The organism is Micromonospora coxensis, assembly GCF_900090295.1.
GTDB lineage: Bacteria > Actinomycetota > Actinomycetes > Mycobacteriales > Micromonosporaceae > Micromonospora > Micromonospora coxensis.
The window spans coordinates 2,609,767-2,627,525 of record NZ_LT607753.1; the positions used below are offsets into that span (position 1 = coordinate 2,609,767).

At 74.8% G+C, this 17,759-nt stretch carries 14 protein-coding genes; 8 read left to right on the forward strand and 6 right to left on the reverse strand.

What is annotated here, in order from left to right:
• Positions 1–34: 34 nt before the first annotated feature.
• Positions 35–484, reverse strand: coding sequence for a hypothetical protein (locus GA0070614_RS31115; protein ID WP_231933614.1), 450 nt, complete (start codon positions 482–484; stop codon positions 35–37).
• A 350-nt stretch (positions 485–834) separates the two neighbouring features.
• Here GA0070614_RS31115 and GA0070614_RS11690 point away from each other — a divergent pair, with 350 nt between their 5' ends.
• The 6 genes from GA0070614_RS11690 (at position 835) to valS (ending at position 11,055) form a co-directional block, all read left to right on the forward strand.
• The gene (locus GA0070614_RS11690) at positions 835–2,376 is read left to right on the forward strand and encodes a DNA-3-methyladenine glycosylase 2 family protein (RefSeq protein WP_088975977.1); all 1,542 of its coding nucleotides are present in this window, start codon (positions 835–837) and stop codon (positions 2,374–2,376) included.
• Positions 2,373–2,873: a methylated-DNA--[protein]-cysteine S-methyltransferase gene (locus GA0070614_RS11695; RefSeq protein ID WP_088975978.1), complete on the forward strand. Its 501-nt coding sequence runs from the start codon at positions 2,373–2,375 to the stop codon at positions 2,871–2,873. Before GA0070614_RS11690 ends, GA0070614_RS11695 begins: the two co-directional genes overlap by 4 nt.
• A 48-nt stretch (positions 2,874–2,921) precedes the next feature.
• A complete protein-coding gene (locus tag GA0070614_RS11700; protein ID WP_088975979.1) occupies positions 2,922–4,724 on the forward strand; it encodes an ABC transporter ATP-binding protein in 1,803 nt (600 codons plus the stop codon).
• Positions 4,724–6,598, forward strand: a complete 1,875-nt coding sequence (locus GA0070614_RS11705) for an ABC transporter ATP-binding protein (protein ID WP_088975980.1) — start codon at positions 4,724–4,726, stop codon at positions 6,596–6,598. The genes GA0070614_RS11700 and GA0070614_RS11705 overlap by 1 nt, the downstream gene beginning before the upstream one ends.
• 258 nt (positions 6,599–6,856) lie before the next feature.
• Positions 6,857–8,437, forward strand: coding sequence for a trypsin-like peptidase domain-containing protein (locus GA0070614_RS11710; RefSeq protein WP_157744984.1), 1,581 nt, complete (start codon positions 6,857–6,859; stop codon positions 8,435–8,437).
• A 53-nt stretch (positions 8,438–8,490) separates the two neighbouring features.
• Positions 8,491–11,055 (forward strand): valine--tRNA ligase, encoded by a 2,565-nt coding sequence (gene valS / locus GA0070614_RS11715; protein ID WP_088975982.1) that lies wholly within the window; start codon positions 8,491–8,493, stop codon positions 11,053–11,055.
• Between the two features lie 195 nt (positions 11,056–11,250).
• Here valS and GA0070614_RS11720 read toward each other — a convergent pair whose 3' ends face one another.
• From GA0070614_RS11720 to GA0070614_RS31530, 5 genes are all read right to left on the reverse strand, one after another.
• Positions 11,251–11,961: an ABC transporter permease subunit gene (locus GA0070614_RS11720; RefSeq protein WP_088975983.1), complete on the reverse strand. Its 711-nt coding sequence runs from the start codon at positions 11,959–11,961 to the stop codon at positions 11,251–11,253.
• A gap of 69 nt (positions 11,962–12,030) precedes the next feature.
• Positions 12,031–12,984, reverse strand: coding sequence for an ABC transporter ATP-binding protein (locus tag GA0070614_RS11725; protein ID WP_088975984.1), 954 nt, complete (start codon positions 12,982–12,984; stop codon positions 12,031–12,033).
• On the reverse strand, positions 12,981–13,862 hold the full coding sequence (locus tag GA0070614_RS11730; RefSeq protein WP_088975985.1) for an ABC transporter permease: 882 nt from the start codon (positions 13,860–13,862) through the stop codon (positions 12,981–12,983). Before GA0070614_RS11730 ends, GA0070614_RS11725 begins: the two co-directional genes overlap by 4 nt.
• Positions 13,855–14,769 (reverse strand): ABC transporter ATP-binding protein, encoded by a 915-nt coding sequence (locus tag GA0070614_RS11735; protein ID WP_088975986.1) that lies wholly within the window; start codon positions 14,767–14,769, stop codon positions 13,855–13,857. The genes GA0070614_RS11730 and GA0070614_RS11735 overlap by 8 nt, the downstream gene beginning before the upstream one ends.
• 110 nt (positions 14,770–14,879) lie before the next feature.
• Complete coding sequence (locus tag GA0070614_RS31530) at positions 14,880–15,500, reverse strand: VTC domain-containing protein (protein WP_157744985.1); 621 nt, start codon at positions 15,498–15,500, stop codon at positions 14,880–14,882.
• Here GA0070614_RS31530 and GA0070614_RS11745 point away from each other — a divergent pair.
• A complete protein-coding gene (locus tag GA0070614_RS11745; protein WP_088975987.1) occupies positions 15,499–16,071 on the forward strand; it encodes a DM13 domain-containing protein in 573 nt (190 codons plus the stop codon). The two genes, GA0070614_RS31530 and GA0070614_RS11745, sit on opposite strands and share 2 nt — an antisense overlap.
• A gap of 98 nt (positions 16,072–16,169) precedes the next feature.
• Positions 16,170–17,699 (forward strand): adenylyl-sulfate kinase, encoded by a 1,530-nt coding sequence (cysC, locus tag GA0070614_RS11750; RefSeq protein ID WP_088975988.1) that lies wholly within the window; start codon positions 16,170–16,172, stop codon positions 17,697–17,699.
• The last annotated feature ends 60 nt before the right edge of the window (positions 17,700–17,759 follow it).

Sequence of the window (17,759 nt, forward strand, 5' to 3'; positions counted from 1 at the left end):
GGTCCGCCCAGCCGGCGAGCCGTCAGGCTCCTGGTCAGCCGGCGAGCCGCCAGTCCGTGCCGATCGCGTCGACCTCGGGCAGCGCCCCGTCGGGCAGCTCGGCGGCGGCCGCCAGCGGCAGGGTGAACCGGTGCGCGGCGGCCGGCCCGGCGGCGTACGACTCGCCGAGCATCCAGCGCACCTCGTCGGCCGTCCAGCCCAGCCCGCGCCGGCCGGCGATGTCGCGGACCAGCCGCAGGCCGGGACGGGTGTCGTCGTCGTAGAAGCGCATGCACCAGTGGTGCGCCCACATGCCGAGGGCGCGCAGCGCGGCCGGGTCGAGCGAACCGGCGAGCCGCCCGCACGCCGTGTCGGCGAAGGGCCGCCCCGGATCACCGACCCGGTCCCGCTCGATCGCCCCGTACGCCGCCGGCGCGACCGCCCGCATCCGGTCGTAGAAGCCCTGCACCACCGCGCCGTCGAGGCGCGCCCGCCCCGACCGCATCAGCGGGCACCCCGCCCGGCCACGCCCACCATCGCCCCCGCACCCTTTCTCAAGTTGGTGGCGGGACGGTACCGGCCACTACCGACACTTTCCGGCCCCGGAACCGTTGTGCCGCAACGGTTACCCGCTCCCACCTGCGACATCCGCCTCCGCAGGCGCGCGAACGGAGAGGCGGCGACCGGGCCGAGGCCGACCAGCGCCTGCGGGTCGACCGATCGCCGGACGGGGCGGGAACGTCACGGCGGGCGCGACGGTCCGGCGTGGGCCACGGCCGCGCCGAACGCCGTGGCGTACCGCCAGGTCCGATTCCCGCGAGCCACCGACCCTGAGCTGCGGGCATCATCGGTGGCGTGGAGTTGGACTTCGAACGGTGCTACCGGGCCGTGGACAGCCGTGACCAGCGCTTCGACGGCTGGTTCTACACCGGCGTGACCTCGACCGGGATCTACTGCCGGCCGTCCTGCCCGGCGATGACGCCGAAGCGGCAGAACGTCCGGTTCTTCCCGTCCGCCGCCGCCGCGCAGGGCGCCGGGCTGCGGGCCTGTCGCCGCTGTCGTCCGGACGCCGCCCCCGGCTCGCCCCAGTGGGACGTCCGGGCCGACGTGGTGGGGCGGGCGATGCGGCTGATCGCCGACGGGGTGGTCGACCGGGACGGCGTGCCGGGGCTGGCCGGGCGGCTCGGCTACACCGAGCGGCACCTGCACCGGATGCTCCGGGCCGAACTGGGCGCCGGCCCGCTGGCGCTGGCCCGGGCGCAGCGCGCGCAGACCGCCCGCACGCTGATCGAGACGACCGAACTCGGGATGGCGGAGATCGCCTTCGCCGCCGGCTTCGGCAGCGTGCGGCAGTTCAACGACACCGTCCGCGAGGTGTACGGTGCCGCCCCGTCCGAGCTGCGTACGCTGCGGGGACGTCGTCCGGCGGCCGGTGGCGCGGGGACGATCACGCTGCGGCTGGCGTACCGGCCGCCGCTGCACGCCGCCGCCCTGCTGGACTTCCTCGCCGTCCGCGCGCTGCCGGGCGTGGAGGAGGTGCGCGACGGGACGTACCGCCGGGGGTTGCGGCTGCCGCACGGCGCGGCGGAGGTGGCGCTCACCCCGGTGGACGGCCACGTCTCCGCGACGCTGCGCCTGGCCGACATGCGGGACCTGGCCCCGGCGGTGGCCCGCTGCCGCCGCCTGCTCGACCTCGACGCCGATCCGGAGGCCGTGGACGCCACCCTGGCCGCCGACCCCGCGCTCGCCCCGGCGGTCCGGGCCGAGCCGGGGGTACGCCTGCCCCGCGCCGTCGACGGCTTCGAGATGGCCGTCCGCGCGATCGTGGGCCAGCAGGTCTCGGTCCGCTCCGCCCGCACCACCCTCACCCGCCTCCTCCACTCCACCCCCGACCTCCGCCCCGTCGATCAAGAAGTTCTGGTGGACGAGAGCGCTTCCCCGAACCGCAAACCTCTTGATCACCGAGCCGAGGGCCGGGGCGAGGGCCGGGGCGAGGGGCAGGGCGAGGGGTGGGGTGGGTTGCGGGGGTTCCCGGGGGCCGAGGAGGTGGTGCGGTTGCCGGATGCGGCGTTCGGGATGCCCGGGGGGCGGCGGGAGACCATCCGGGCGCTGGCGCGGGCGGTCGCCGACGGGGAGATCGTGCTCGACCCGGGCGGAGACCGGCAGGAGACCGGGCGACGCCTGCTCGCGGTGCCCGGGATCGGAGCGTGGACCGCGGGCTACGTGGCGATGCGCGCGCTCGGCGACCCGGACGTCTTCCTCCCCACCGACCTCGCGGTACGCCGGGGCGGCGCCGCCCTCGGCCTGCCCGACGACCCGAAGACCCTCGACCCGTACGCCGACCGCTGGCGCCCCTGGCGCTCGTACGCGGTGATCCGACTCTGGAGAGCAGCATGAGCATCGACAGCACCGTCATCGACACCCCCGCCGGCCCGCTGAGCGTCCTGGCCGGCCCCGACGGGGCGGTACGCGCCGCCGGCTTCACGCCGGACCCCGTGACCCTGCTCCCCCTCGTGCACCCGAGCCTGCGCGGCGAGATCCGCCACCGGTCGGACCTCGGGCCGGTCAGCCGGGCCGTCACGTCCTACCTGGACGGCGACCTGACCGCCATCGACGACGTGCCGGTGCGGCAGCACACCGGCGGCGTGTTCATGGCGCACGCCTGGCAGGTGCTGCGCGACGTGAAGCCCGGCGAGCCGGTGACCTACACCGCGTACGCCGCGCTGGCCGGACGGCCCGCCGCGGTCCGGGCCGCCGCCGCGGCCTGCGCCCGCAACGCCGCCGCGCTCTTCGTCCCCTGTCACCGGGTGCTGCGCACCGACGGCACACTCGGCGGCTACCGCTGGGGCCTGGACGTGAAGACCTGGCTGCTCGCCCACGAGCGGGCGCAGTGACGGCAAGCTGACACCGGCAGCGCTCCCGATTGACGCTACCGTCGGGTAGTGCCTGCGCAGCGCGACGGCGACCCCGAGGAACGGGTCGACGGCGACACGCGCCCGCTGCGCAACCTCTGGCGGCTGCGCCCCTACCTGCGCCCGTACGCGGCGGAGTTCTGCTGGCTGCTGCTGGCGGCGCTCGCGGCCACCGCGGCCAGCCTGGCCGTCCCGCTGGTGACGCAGCGGGTGGTCGACGGGCCGGTCGCCGACCGCGACGTCGCCGGCCTGTTCCGCCTCGGCGGCCTGGCCCTGCTGCTCGGGCTCGCCGAGGCGGTGCTGATCTTCATCCGACGGTGGACGCAGTCCTCCTCCTCGGTCGGCATGGAGGCGGCGATCCGCGCCGACGTCTACGCCCACCTGCAACGCCTGCCGGCCGGGTTCCACGACCGGTGGCAGTCCGGCCAGCTGCTCTCCCGGGTCACCAGCGACCTGTCGGTGATCCGCCGGTTCCTCTCCTTCGGCCTGCTCTTCCTGGTGCTCAACCTGATCACCTACCTGGCCGTGGTGGTGCTGCTGATCCGGTTGCACGCGCCGTTGGGCCTGCTGGTGGCCGCCAGCGCGGTGCCGCTCTTTTTGATCAGCCGGCGGTTCGCCCGGCACTACCACGCCGCGTCGCGGCGGATGCAGGACCAGCAGGGCGACGTGGCCACGCTGGTCGAGGAGACCGCCCAGGGGCTGCGCACCATGAAGGCGTACGGGCGGGGGCCGGAACTGGCCGAGCGGTTCGCCGCCCGGGCGCGGGCGCTGCACGACACCGGGGTCGGCAAGGCCCGGCTGCTCGCCCGCACCTCGGCGCTGTTCGACCTGGTGCCCAACCTGACCCTCGGCGTGGTGCTGGTCGGCGGCGCCGCGCTGGTCGCCCGGGGCACGCTCACCGTCGGCGAACTGGTCGCCTTCGTCAGCCTCCAGCTCATGCTCATCTGGCCGGTGCAGTCGCTCGGCTGGATCATCGCCAACGGGCAGGAGGCGGCCACCGCCGCCGATCGGATCCAGGAGGTGCTGGACACCCCGCCGGCCATCGTGGACGCGCCGCACGCCGTCGCGCTCGACCGGGACGAGGTCCGGGGCCGGCTGCGCTTCGAGGGCGTCTCGTTCCGCTACCCGGGCAGCCGGGAGCCGGTGCTGCGGGAGATCGAACTGACCGTCGAGCCGGGCGAGACGCTGGCCCTGGTCGGCGCGACCGGGGCCGGCAAGAGCACCCTGCTCTCCCTCGTCCCGCGGCTGCACGAGGTGACCGGCGGCCGGATCACCCTGGACGGGCACGACCTGCGCGACCTGCGGCTGGCCTCGCTGCGCGGGCTGGTCGGGGTGGCCTTCGAGGAGCCGACGCTGTTCTCCATGTCGGTCTGGGAGAACCTCACCCTGGGCCATCCCGACGCCGGTGAGGACGAGGTCCGGGCGGCGCTCGCGCTGGCCCAGGCCGACTTCGCGCACGAGCTGCCGTGGGGGCTGGCCACCCGGGTCGGTGAGCAGGGGCTGTCGCTCTCCGGCGGGCAGCGGCAGCGGCTGGCGCTGGCCCGGGCGGTGCTCGGCCGGCCGGCGCTGCTCGTCCTCGACGACCCGCTCTCCGCGCTGGACGTGCACACCGAGGCGCTGGTGGAGGCGGCGCTACGGCGGGTGCTGCGGGACACCACCGCGTTGCTGGTGGTGCACCGGCCGTCGACCGTGGCGCTGGCCGACCGGGTCGCGCTGCTCGACGGCGGGCGGATCTCCGCGGTCGGTCGCCACTCCGACCTGCTGGCCACCGTGCCGGCGTACCGGGCGCTGCTCTCCGCCGGTCCGACGGCCGCGCACGGTCTGGTGCGGTAGTGGCGCCCCCGGTACCCCGACCTCGCGCCGGCGCCGGCGACCTGACCCGCTGGCGGGGTCGGGCCACCGACCCGGACGCCGACCGCAGCCGCGCCGAGGACACCAGCCCGGAGGCGGTGGCCCGGCTGCGGGCGCGCAGCCGGGTGCTGCTACGCAGCCTGCTGCGCCCGCACCGGGGCCGGCTGGCGCTGGCGGTGGCCCTGCTGCTCGTGCAGAACGCCGCCGCGATGTCCGGGCCGTACCTCGTCATGCTCGGCATCGACCGGGCCGTCGCGCCGCTGCGGGCCGGCGACGCGGGCCCGCTGGCGGCCGTCGCCGGCGCGTTCGCCGTCGCGGCCCTCGCCGAGTACGCGGCCCGGCGCGGCTTCCTCACCCTCTCCGCCCGGATCGGCCAGGCCGTCCTGCTGGAGCTGCGCCGGCGGGTGTACGGCCACTTCCTCGTCCTGTCGGTCGGCTTCCACGAGCGGTACACCTCCGGCCGGGTGATCTCCCGGCTCACCAGCGACCTCGACTCCATCGCCGAACTGGTCGACGGGGGCATCGACAGCCTGGTGACCGCCGCGCTGACCGTGGTGTCGGTGGCCGCCGTGCTGCTCTGGCTGGACCTGCCGCTGGCCGCGGTGACCCTGCTGGCGTTCCCGTTCCTGTTCCTGCTGTCCCGCTGGTTCGCCCGCGCCTCGGCCGACGCGTGGCGGCACAGCCGGGAGGCGGCGGCCCTGGTGATCGTCCACTTCGTGGAGTCGTTGCGGGGCATCCGGGCCGTGCAGGCGTTCCGCCGGGAGCCGCGCAACCAGCAGATCTTCGGGGCGGTCAACGACGAGTACCGGCGGGCCAACCTGCGCGCGTTCCGGCTGATCGCGACGTACTCGCCGGGAATCAAGGTGATCGGCAACGTGACCGTGGCGGTGGTGCTCGGCTACGGCGGCTGGCGGGTCCTCGGCGGGGCCACCGAGGTGGGGGTGCTCGCCGCCTTCCTGCTCTATCTACGGCGGTTCTTCGAGCCGATGCAGGAGCTCAGCCAGTTCTACAACTCGTTGCAGTCCGCCACGGCGGCGCTGGAGAAGCTGGCCGGGGTGCTGGACGAACCGGCCGGGGTGCCGGAGCCGGCCCGGCCGGTGCCGCTGCCGTCCGGCCCGGGACGCGGGGCGGTGCGGTTCCGGTCGGTCTCCTTCGGCTACCGGGCCGGCGCTCCGATCCTCACCGCGCTGGACCTGCGGGTGCCGGCCGGGCAGACGGTCGCGCTGATCGGCCCGACCGGCGCCGGCAAGTCCACCGTCGCCAAGCTGCTGGCCCGCTTCCACGACCCGGACGCCGGCACGGTGGAGCTGGACGGGGTCGACCTGCGGGACCTGGCCGACGCCGAGCTGCGCCGCGCCGTGGTGCTGGTGACCCAGGAGAACCACCTGTTCAGCGGCACGGTGGCGGAGAACATCCGGTTCGGCCGTCCCACCGCCGACGACGCGGCGGTGGAGGCCGCCGCGCGGGCGATCGGCGCGCACGACTTCATCGCCGCCCTCCCCGACGGGTACGCCACGCAGGTGCACCGGCGCGGCGGCCGGCTCTCCGCCGGGCAGCGGCAGCTCGTCGCGTTCGCCCGCGCGTTCCTGGCCGACCCCCGGGTGCTGATCCTCGACGAGGCCACGTCGTCGCTGGACGTGCCGACCGAGCGGCTGGTGCAGCGGGCGCTCGCCACCGTGCTGCGGGACCGCACCGCACTGGTCATCGCGCACCGGCTCTCCACCGTGGAGACCGCCGACCGGGTGCTGGTCCTCGACGCGGGGCGGGTGGTGGAGGACGGCCCGCCGGCCCGGCTCGTCACCGCCGGCGGCCGGTACGCCGCCCTGCACCGGCAGTGGCGCGACTCGCTGGTCTAGGGCGGCCACCGGCCGTCCAGGACACCGGCCACACCCGGTCGGCGCAGACGGCCGGCCGGCCGCGAGGTGCGTCAGCAGCTGCTCCGCGAGTCCCTGGCAACGCTCGCCCGGCCGCGCCGCCCCGTCCGCGCGCCCCCGGCGGGGCGTGGTGGCGGGCTAGACTGCCGGGCGTCGATCGGTCGGGCCGTCGGCCGGTGCGCCGGCCGCCGTGGCGGCCGACGGTCGGGCATCGCCGAAACGACACGGGGAGGTTACGGCGTGCAAATCCGACGACGAGTGGTGGTCGCGGCAGCGTTGGTACTCGGCACGGTCGGCGCGACGACGGTCGCGCTGGCTCAGGAGGACGGGGCAGGACCGCCGGTCGCCACGGCCGCGACGGGCGAGTGGTCGACGGAAGTCGCGGCGGCGCCGGCGGACGCGTCGCCGAGCGCGACGTCGGGCGGTGCCCGCGACCGGGCCACCACCCCCCGCCCCGCCCCGGACACCCGGCCGGTGACCGTCGCCGCCCGTCCGGCCAAGGAGGTGGCGAAGGCCGCCCCCGCGTCGGCGGGATACCTCGCCGAGCGCTACCGGGTGTCGGCCGGCGAGGCGGCCCGCCGCCTCGCGCTCCAGGAACTCTCCGCGCCACTGGCCGGCTCGCTGGCGGAGAGGTTCCCCGACACGTACGCCGGCATGTGGCTGGACCAGGCCGGCGGCGGCGTGCTGACCATCGCCGCCACCGACCCGGCGCCGGTCCGGCAGGCGGTCGGCGGGGTGCCGGACGCCGCGCACGTGCGGGTGGTGCCGGTGCGCCACCCGCTGCGCCGGCTCACCGAGGCGGCGGAGCGGCTGGCCACGGCGCTCGGCGGCCGGGCCGGGACCGACGTGGTGGTCGACGAGCAGGCCAACGAGGTCGTGGTGCTCACCGGCGACGTCGTCGCCGCGGACGACACCCGGCTGGCCGGGGCCCGGGACGCGGCCGGGGTGCCGGTGCGGGTGCGCGCCCGGATGCCGGAGTCGGTCATCCCCAAGGCCTGCGACCCGCGCTACTGCGCCGAGGCCCCGATGCGCGGCGGCATCCGGCTGGACGTCCCCCGGGACAACGGCACGGTCGGCGGCTGCACCACCGGCTTCAACGTGCGGGCCCGTTCCGGGCGGTACTACGTGCTGACCGCCGGGCACTGCGTGGCCAGCGCCACCCACACCCACGTCGACAAGACCTGGCACCAGTTCCTCGGCCCGAAGGTGCCGGTGGGCGTCGAGTCGACCAGCCCGGTGCTGGCCGAGAACGCCTTCCCCGCCGACTACGCGATGCTGCCGTACCAGACCGGCGCGTTCGAGCGGTGGGCGTATCCGAAGCGCACCCAGGGGGCCAGCCTGGTCAACTACTGGTGCGTCACGGACAACCCGACCTGCGCCACCAAGGGCAGCCGCGACGTGAAGATCACCGGGCACACGCCGTACAGCGCGGTGCAGGCCGGCTGGGTGGTCTGCGCCACCGGCTCGGCGTACACCCCCAAGGCGGGCGAGCAGTACGTCGACTCGGGCGCCGGCCTCGGCTACGTGCCGGGCACCCGTTGCGGCACCGTCACCGGCAAGGCCAGCGGCGGCATCGACGTGCGGATCTGCGCCCGCCCCGGCGACAGCGGCGGCCCGCTCTTCACCGAGTCCGACGGCCGGGCGCTGGGCATCCTGAGCTACGGCGACGACGGCTCGGGCGCGTGCGCCAACCCGGACGAGAAGAACTACTACGCGCCGATCTCCACCATTCTGGACCGGGTGAACTCCCGTACCGGGCTGGGCTTCGAGATCGCCACCCGGGGCCCGCTGATCGGCCCGATCGGCTCCTCGACGCGGTAGCGACGACGCGACAATTCGGTGGCGCGGGCCGGTCGGCTGCCTAGGATCGAGCGATGACCGACACGGCGAGGACGGCCCGCGCCGGCGTCCCCGAGCGTCCCACCCTGGACGGCATCGAGGGGACCTGGGCGCGCCGCTGGCAGGAGGAGGGCACGTACGCGTTCGACCGCTCGAAGGAGCGTCCGGACGTGTACGCGATCGACACCCCGCCGCCGACGGTATCGGGCGAGCTGCACATGGGGCACGTCTTCTCGTACACGCACACCGACACGGTGGCCCGCTTCCAGCGGATGCGCGGCAAGGCCGTGTTCTACCCGATGGGCTGGGACGACAACGGCCTGCCCACCGAGCGCCGGGTGCAGAACGTCCACGGGGTGCGCTGCGACCCGGCCCTGCCGTACGACCCGCACTGGCAGCCGCCGGCCACCCCGGTCACCGAGGACGCCCGGAAGAACCCGACCTCGATCTCCCGGCGCAACTTCGTCGCGCTGTGCGAGACGCTGACCGCCGAGGACGAGCAGGTCTTCGAGGCGCTGTGGCGGCGGCTCGGACTGTCGGTGGACTGGTCGCTGACGTACACCACGATCGGGCGGGTGGCCCGGGCCACCTCGCAGCGGATGTTCCTGCGCAACCTGGCCCGCGGCGAGGCGTACCAGGCGGAGGCGCCGACCCTGTGGGACGTCGGCTTCGCCACCGCCGTGGCCCAGGCCGAGCTGGAGGACCGGGAGCGGCCGGGGGCGTACCACCGGCTGCGGTTCACCGGGCCGGGCGGGCGCGAGGTGCTGATCGACACCACCCGTCCGGAGCTGCTGCCGGCCTGCGTGGCGCTGGTCTGCCACCCCGACGACGAGCGGTACGCGGACCTGGTGGGCGCGGTCGTGCGTACCCCCGTGTTCGGGGTCGAGGTGCCGGTGCGCGCGCACCCGCTGGCGGACCCGGCCAAGGGCACCGGCATCGCGATGGTCTGCACCTTCGGTGACCTCACCGACGTGACCTGGTGGCGGGAGCTGGACCTGGCGACCCGGGTGGTGATCGGCCGGGACGGACGGCTGCTGCCGGAGCCGCCGGCCGGCGTGCCGGCGGAGCCCTACGCGGCGCTGGCCGGGCAGACGGTCAACGGCGCCCGGCGGACGCTGGTGGCGATGCTGGCCGACGCGGGCGATCTGGTGGGCGAACCACGCCCGATCACCCACCCGGTGAAGTTCTACGAACGTGGCGACCGGCCGTTGGAGATCGTCTCGACCCGGCAGTGGTACCTGCGCAACGGTGGCCGCGACGCCGGGCTGCGGGCGGAACTGCTGGCCCGGGGCGCCGAGCTGCGCTGGGTGCCGGAGCACATGAAGCACCGGTACGACCACTGGGTCGGCGGGCTGACCGGTGACTGGCTGGTCAGCCGGCAGCGCTTCTTCGGCGTGCCGGTGCCGGTGTGGTACCGGCTCGACGACACTGGCGAGCCGGACTGGTCCCACCCTCTCACACCCGACGAGTCGATGCTGCCGGTCGATCCGTCCAGCGAGCCGCCGCCCGGATTCTCCGCGGAGCAGCGGGGTGTGCCGGGTGGCTTCGTCGGCGACCCGGACGTGCTGGACACCTGGGCCACCTCGTCGCTGACCCCGCAGATCGTCGGCGGGTGGGAGTACGATCCGGACCTGTTCGGCCGGGTCTTCCCGATGGACCTGCGCCCGCAGGGCCAGGAGATCATCCGCACCTGGCTCTTCTCCACAGTGGTCCGTGCCCACCTGGAGCACGGGGTGCTGCCCTGGCGGGACGCGGTCCTGTCCGGCTGGATCCTCGACCCGGACCGCAAGAAGATGTCGAAGTCCAAGGGGAACGTGGTCACCCCGATGGCCCTGCTGGAGCAGCACGGCTCGGACGCGGTGCGCTACTGGGCGGCCAACGGCCGGCCGGGGATGGACCTGGCCTTCGACGCCGCGCAGATCAAGGTGGGCCGGCGGCTCGCCACGAAGCTGCTCAACGCGTCGAAGTTCGCCCTCGGGCTGGGCGCCGCCGACGCGTTGCGCACGCCGGCGACCGCGCCGCTGGACACCGCGATGCTCGCCGAACTGGCCACCGTGGTCGAGGTCGCCACGTCGGCCTTCGACGCCTACGACCACACGGCGGCGTTGCAGGCCACGGAGGCGTTCTTCTGGCGGTTCTGCGACGACTACATCGAGCTGGTGAAGGAGCGCGCCTACGGTGCCGGGCCGGGGGCCGACTCGGCCCGGGCGGCGCTGGCCACCGCGCTCTCGGTGCAGTTGCGGCTCTTCGCCCCGGTGCTGCCGTACGTGACCGAAGAGGTCTGGTCCTGGTGGCGGTACGGCTCGGTGCACCGGGCCACCTGGCCCACCACGTACGAGGTGCGGCGGGCGATCACCGGCACCGCCGACCCGGGGCTGCTGCGGTTGGCCTCGGACGCGCTGAGCCAGGTGCGCCGGGCCAAGTCGGAGCGGAAGCTGTCGATGAAGGCCGAGGTGCCGCTGGCCGAGGCGCTGGGCCCGGCGGCGCTGCTGGACCAGCTCACCGTGATCGCCGACGACCTGCGCGCCGCCGGCCACATCGGCAAGCTCGACCTGCTCCCCGACCGCACCCCCGAACTCGTCATCGCCTGCGCCTTCTAACCCCCTCCCCTCCCCTCCCCCACCGTCCCCTCCCCTCCCGCCTCCCCGGTCCGCGCACTTACAGAGAAAGAGTGGCTATTCGGCGCCGAATAGCCACTCTTTCTCTGTATTTGCGGCGGCCCGAGGGTTCGGCCCGGGGGTGCGGACCGGGGGTGCGGCGCGAGGGTGCGGCCCGAGGGGGTGGGGTGGGGTGGGTCAGCTGGTTTCGCCGGCGATGCTGAAGGAGCGGAGGCGGTCGACGGAGAGGGCGGTGAAGCCGACCGCGACCAGGCCGGTCAGCACGGCGGCCACCGGGACGGAGACAGTCGTGGAGAGCAGGTCGGTCGGGGCGCTGCGGTCGGCCAGCGCGATCACCCACTGCTGGATCGACAGCACCTTCGTGCCGCTGACGAACCGGCCCAGCAGCCCCTCCCAGATCAGCACGTAGACCAGCCCGAGCAGCACCGGCCGCCGGGTGAGCAGGCTCATCGCCAGGAACAGCGCCGAGTACGCCAGCGCGCCCAGCGCCGAGGCGGCGGCGAGCGCCGCGCCGAGGCGTACCGAATCGGCGAGCAGGCCCGCGACGAAGATCGGCACGGCGACGGTGGCCGCGCTGACCCCGGTCGCCACCGCCAGCTTCGGCAGCACGATCTGCCAACGGGGCAGCGGCTTGGTGAGGACGTGCACCACCGTCCCGTCGTCGATCTCGGCGCCCAGCACGCCGGTGCCGACGACCAGCGACACCACCGGCAGCACCACGGCCAGGCCGAGGCCGACCAGCACCGGTGGCCCCCAGTCGGCCGGCGCGACGTCCAGCGACCGGCAGAGCAGGGCGAGCGCCACCAGCACCGCGGGCAGCGGCAGCAGCATCAGGAAACGGCGGCGGCCGAACAGCCCGCGTGCGGTGATCCAGGTAACGGTGGACACGGCTCAACCTCTCTCGTTCACGACTGCGGGGCGCACTCGCTGCGCTCGTCCACTCCTCGCACTCACCGGTCAGCCCTCCAGCAGGTAGGAGAAGACGCTCTCCAGGGACTCGTCCTCGGGCAGCAGCCGCCGGACCCGGATGCCGTGGGCCAGCGCGACCTTCGGCAGCGCACGGGTGAACGCGCCGTAGTCGCCGGCCTTCACGGTCAGCCCGGTACGGTCCAGCTCGACCCCGCTGACCGACGGCTCGGCCATCAGTGCCACGGCCAGCGCCCGGTCGTCGGTGGAGCGGACCGCGAAGACGTGCGGCCGGTTGGTCATCAGCCGTCGGATGGTGCGGAAGTCCCCCGAGGCGGCGAGGCGGCCGGCGACCATCACCTGCACCGTGCCGGAGACCTGCTCGACCTCCTCCAGGATGTGCGAGCTGAACAGGATGGTCCGGCCGGCGTCGCCGAGCGAGTGCAGCAGCGTCATCATGTGCAGCCGCTGGCGCGGGTCCATCCCGTTGAACGGCTCGTCGAGCAGGAGCACCTGCGGGTCGTGCACCAGCGCCGCGGCGACCCGCGCCCGCTGCCGCATGCCCTTGGAGTACGTGCCGATCCGCCGGTCCTGCGCCCCCTCCAGCTCGACCAGGGCGATCGCCCGACGGGCCGCCGCGGCCGGGTCGGGCAGCCGGTGCAGCTTCGCGCCGGCCAGCACGAACTCGTACGCGGTGAGGAAGGTGTGCACCGCCTCCCGTTCGCTGACCAGCCCGAGCCGGCGGTACACCGACGGGTTGCGCCAGGTCGGCTCCCCGTCCAGGGTGACCGCGCCCCGGGACGGGGCGAGGAAGCCGGCCATCATGTGCAGCAGGGTCGTCTTGCCGGCGCCGTTGGGGCCGAGCAGGCCGGTCACCCCGGGGCCGAGCCGCATGCTGACGTCGTTGACGGCCACCACGTTGCCGTACCAGCGGGACACGCCGGTGAGGTCCAGCGTGCTGGTGGTGACGGCCGGGGCGGCGGCCTCGGCGCTGATCGTGGTCATCGGGCGGCCACCTTCCGGTATCGCAGCAGCAGCAGGGTGACGCAGGCGGCCACGAGCAGCGCCGCGCCGAGGACGTAGACCGGTCCGAACCCGCCGATCAGCTGCTCGGCCTGGCCCGCCGGCGCCAGCAGGTCACCGAGGAGGAACAGGCCCACCCCCTGGACCAGGGTGGACGGTGAGGCGAGCAGGGCCAGCTCGTTGACCGTGGCCGACGGCATGATCGACAGGGTGCCGACGATCGGGGTGGTCATCAGGAAGACCGCCACGATGCCGCCGGCGGCGAACGCCCGCTTGCCGGTGAGCGAGGCGACCAGCAGCCCGACCGAGGCGAAGACCGCCGCCCAGAGGCCGGCGTAGAGCAGCGCCGGCAGCAGGTCGAGCAGTTCGTCGCGGACCCCGCCCAGGCCGGCGTCGGTGGTGAACGCGGCGCCGAGGAACATCACCAGCTGCGGCCCGCCGAGCAGCAGCCACAGCCCGGTGACCAGGGCCAGCAGCTTGGCCGTGGCGTAGTCGCCGCGCGGCAGCGGCCGGGAGAAGTACAGCGGCAGCACCCCGCTGCGCAGGTCGCGGGAGACCAGTTCGGGGGCGGCGACCGCGACGAAGAAGATGACCAGCCAGCTCATCGAGTCGGCGAACTGGGCGTACGTCATCACCACCTGGCCGATCTGGCTGCGTACCGCGGTGACCCCGGCGGCCACCAGGGTGACGATGCCGACCACCAGCCAGGGGAAGATCTTGGCCTTGGCGCTGCGGCCGAGGCCGAAGATGGTGCGCAGGCCGTGCAGGTAGAGCGCGCCGAACACGTGCCGGCGGCCCAGCCGGGGGCCCGTGTAGCGCTGGTAGCCGATGTCGTGGATGACGCCGGTCGGCTCAGGCATGGCTGGGCTCCCTCGGGGTGAACAGCTCGGCCACCCGGTGCCGCCGCTGGTCGAGCCGGTGCAGCGGCAGGTCCAGCTCGGCGACCGCGCCGAGGATCAGGTCGTAGGTGGCCTCGTCGGCGAGCGGGACGAGCAGCAGCCGGCCGTCGGTCTCCACCGGCAGGTCGAGCGCCGCGAGCCGGCTGGCCAGCAGCTCCGTACCCTCGCTGACCTCGACGGCGAGCACGTCGGTCGCGGAGGTCATCGCGGCGATCGGGCCGGCGCGCAGCAGCCGGCCGCCGTCGATGGCGACCAGGGTGTCGCAGATCCGCTCGACCTCGCCCAGCAGGTGCGAGCAGACCAGCACGGAGATGCCGAACTCGGTGCCGATCCGGTGCACCAGGGCCAGCATGTCGTCCCGGCCGGCGGGGTCGAGGCCGTTGGTGGGCTCGTCGAGCAGCAGCAGGTCCGGGTCGTGCACCAGGGCCTGGGCGAGCTTCACCCGCTGCTTCATGCCGGTGGAGTAGCCGCCGACGGCGCGGTGCCGCTCCTCGTGCAGTCCGACGTGGCGCAGCGCCTCGGAGGCCCGCTCCCGGGCCGCCGTGCGGGGCAGGCCGCTGATCCGGCCGAGGTGGGTGACCAGCTCGGCGGCGGTGAGGTCGGGCGGGAGCGCGTCGTGCTCCGGCATGTAGCCGACCCGGGCGCGCACGGCGGCCGGGTCGGTGGTGGGGTCGAGGCCGAGCACGGAGACCCGCCCGCTGGTCGGGGCGAGCAGCCCCAGCAGGATCTTGATCAGGGTGGACTTCCCGGCGCCGTTGGCGCCGACCAGCCCGATGATGCCCGGCTCGACCGCGACGGTCAGGTCGGCCAGCGCGGTGACCCGGCCCCCGTACGTCTTGCTCAGCGACTCGGTCGCGATCAGTGTCACGACCGCCAGCGTAGGAAGCCGTGGCCCCGGGAGGTATCGGGAATCGCCCGGGTGCGCCCCTGATACCCGTCCGGGGGACGCGGGCCGGCGGGCCGCATCCCCCCGGGGGTTCAGCTCCGGGTGATCATCTCGTCGCCGGCCGGGCTCTCGGTGCGCTGGGCGATGAGGGTACGCAGCCGCGCGACGTCGGAGTCCACCTCGACGATCGACATCGAGGCCGGGACGATCAGGCGGTTCTCGGCGTCCGCGCCGAGGTGGAAGTCGCGGTCCCGGCCGCGTACCCGGTGGTCGAGGGTGACCCGGAGCCCGAGGTCGGCCTCCTCGCCGACGAACGCCTCACGCTGGTAGCCGGTCATCGCCACCGGACGCAGGTCGAGGCCGTCGACGAGTTCCCGCACCTCCTCGACGAAGCCCCGCTGGGACTCCTCGGGCGGGATCGTCGTCCGCTCGTCGCAGAGTTGCCGGGCCGTCCGGTACGGCACCGCGATGCGGCGCTTCTGGGTGACCCGGCACGGCGGGCGGATCGGGGCGTGGGGTCCGAGGACGGAACCGTAGGCGCCTGCGGTCGACTGCTTCCTCGTGGTGGACGGGTCACCGGGAAGCAAAGGTGGACGGGCCGGAAACGACGTGTGAACCACCTGTGGATCAGCTGGCCGCGATCCGCCGGTAAGCCTTTCGTAAGGCCGCCGACGGGTGCCCGGGTGACGACGTCCGGCCAGACTGGACGGCATGCTCGCCCGTCTGCTGCGCACCCCCCTGGCCCGGGTCGCCGTCGCCGTCCTCGCCGTCGGGGTGGCGGTCGGCCTGTACTGGTTCCAGCCCTGGAAGGCGGTCACCGACACCCGGGTCGACGAACGGCTCTCCGACGTGGCGGTGGGCACGCCGTCGGCCGGGCCCGCGTCCACGGGGGGCGCGGGCCCGGCCACCCCGGCGCCGCCGGCCGGGCCGACGCTGGTCAGTCGGGGCGAGTTCGTCACCCACGAGCACGACACGTCGGGCACCGCCCGGATCGTGCGGTCCACCGACGGCAGCCACCGGCTGGAGCTGGTCGGGCTCGACACCTCCAACGGACCCGATCTGCGGGTCTGGCTGAGCGACCAGCCGGTGCGCACCGGCCGCGCCGGGTGGGGCGTCTTCGACGACGGCCGGTGGGTCGAGCTGGGCCGGTTGAAGGGCAACCGGGGCGACCAGGCGTACGCCATCCCCGCCGGCACCGACCTGACCCGCCTGACCAGCGTCTCGATCTGGTGCAAGCGGTTCTCGGTCTCGTTCGGCGCCGCTCCGCTGGCTCCGGCGGGCTGACCGGCGTCCACCCTCGGCGCGCGGGAGTGGAGTGGCGCTCTCGACCGATCGCCGGTCGGCTGCGAAACTGTGTGCCGGTCAGCGAGTGAGGGGTACGGATGAGCAACGGGTGGGTGCTGCCCGACGAGGTGCTTCGGGACGCGCCGGCGTACACGCCGCGCCCGGGTGAGCTGGCCGATCTGGAGTTGTTGCTGACCGGCGCGTACGCCCCGCTGACCGGCTTCATGACCCGCGCCGACCTGGTCTCGGCGCAGCGCCGGGGCCGGCTCGCCGACGGCACCCCGTGGCCGGTGCCGGTGACCCTGCAGGTGCCGGCGGCGCTGGCCGCCGGGTTGGACCCGGCCGACCCGGGTCGTCGCACGCTGGTGCTCACCGACGGCGAGGGCGCGCCGGTGGCCGCGCTGGAGGTCGTCGACGTGTGGACGGCCCGCGAGGGCGTGGCCGGGGTGGGCGGCCCGGTCCGCCGGCTCGGCGACGGTGGGCACGGCCCGTTCCAGCGGCTGCGCCGTACGCCGGAGGAGGTCCGCGCGCTGCTGCCCCCGGGCCGGGTGCTCGGGGTGATCGCCGACCGTCCGCTGCACCGCCCCCAGCTGGCCCAGATCGCGCACGCCGCCCGTACCCTGGGCGCGCACCTGCTGGTGATGATCCCGGTGGCCGAGGACGGCCACGGCGGCCTGCCGTCGGAGGCGCTGGTCCGTGCGGTCTTCGCCGCCCGGGACCGGATGCCCCCGGCGACCCTGGTCGCGGTGCCGGTGCCGCGCCGCCGGGACGAGATCAGCGACGCCCTGCTGCGGGCCCGGATCTCCGCCGCGTACGGGGTGACCCACCTGCTCTCCACCGGCGAGATGCTCTCCGGCGCCGGGCTGCGGGTGCTGGTCCCCCGCGAGCTGGCCTACGACAACCGGGACGGGCAGTGGCGCTGGCGGGAGGACATCCCGCCACGCAACCGACGCCTGGCGCTGAGCCAGGAGGAGATCGAGGACCTGCTGGACCGGGGCTTCCCGCTGCCCGAGTGGCACACCCCGCCGGCGGTGGCCAAGGAGCTGAGCCGGGCCCGGCCGCCGCGCCGGCACCGGGGCCTGGTGGTCTTCCTCACCGGGCTCTCCGGCTCGGGCAAGTCGACGATCGCGCGGGGCCTGGCGGACCTGCTGCGCGAGCAGGGCGACCGGACGGTGACCCTGCTCGACGGGGACGTGGTGCGCCGGGAACTCTCGGCCGGGCTGGGCTTCAGCAAGGCCGACCGGGACGCCAACGTGCGCCGGATCGGCTGGGTGGCCGCCGAGATCGCCCGGCACCGGGGCGTCGGCATCTGCTGCCCGATCGCCCCGTACGCGCAGGCGCGTCAGACCGCCCGGGAGATGGCGCTGGCCGCCGGGGCGGGTTTCGTGCTGGTGCACGTGGCCACCCCGCTGGAGGTCTGCGAGCAGCGCGACCGCAAGGGCCTGTACGCCCGCGCCCGCGCCGGCCTGCTCACCGGGATGACCGGCATCGACGACCCGTACGAGGAGCCGACCGACGCCGACCTGATGATCGACACCACCGGCCTCGACGTCGAGGAGGCGGTGCAGTCGGTGATGCACCTGCTCACCGAGACCGGCTGGGTGGAGCCCCGCCTCCAGTCCACCTGATTCTTCCGGGGGTTCGCCTTCCGCCGCTGACGGCTGCGCGCTAGTGTTCGGTCTTGTTGG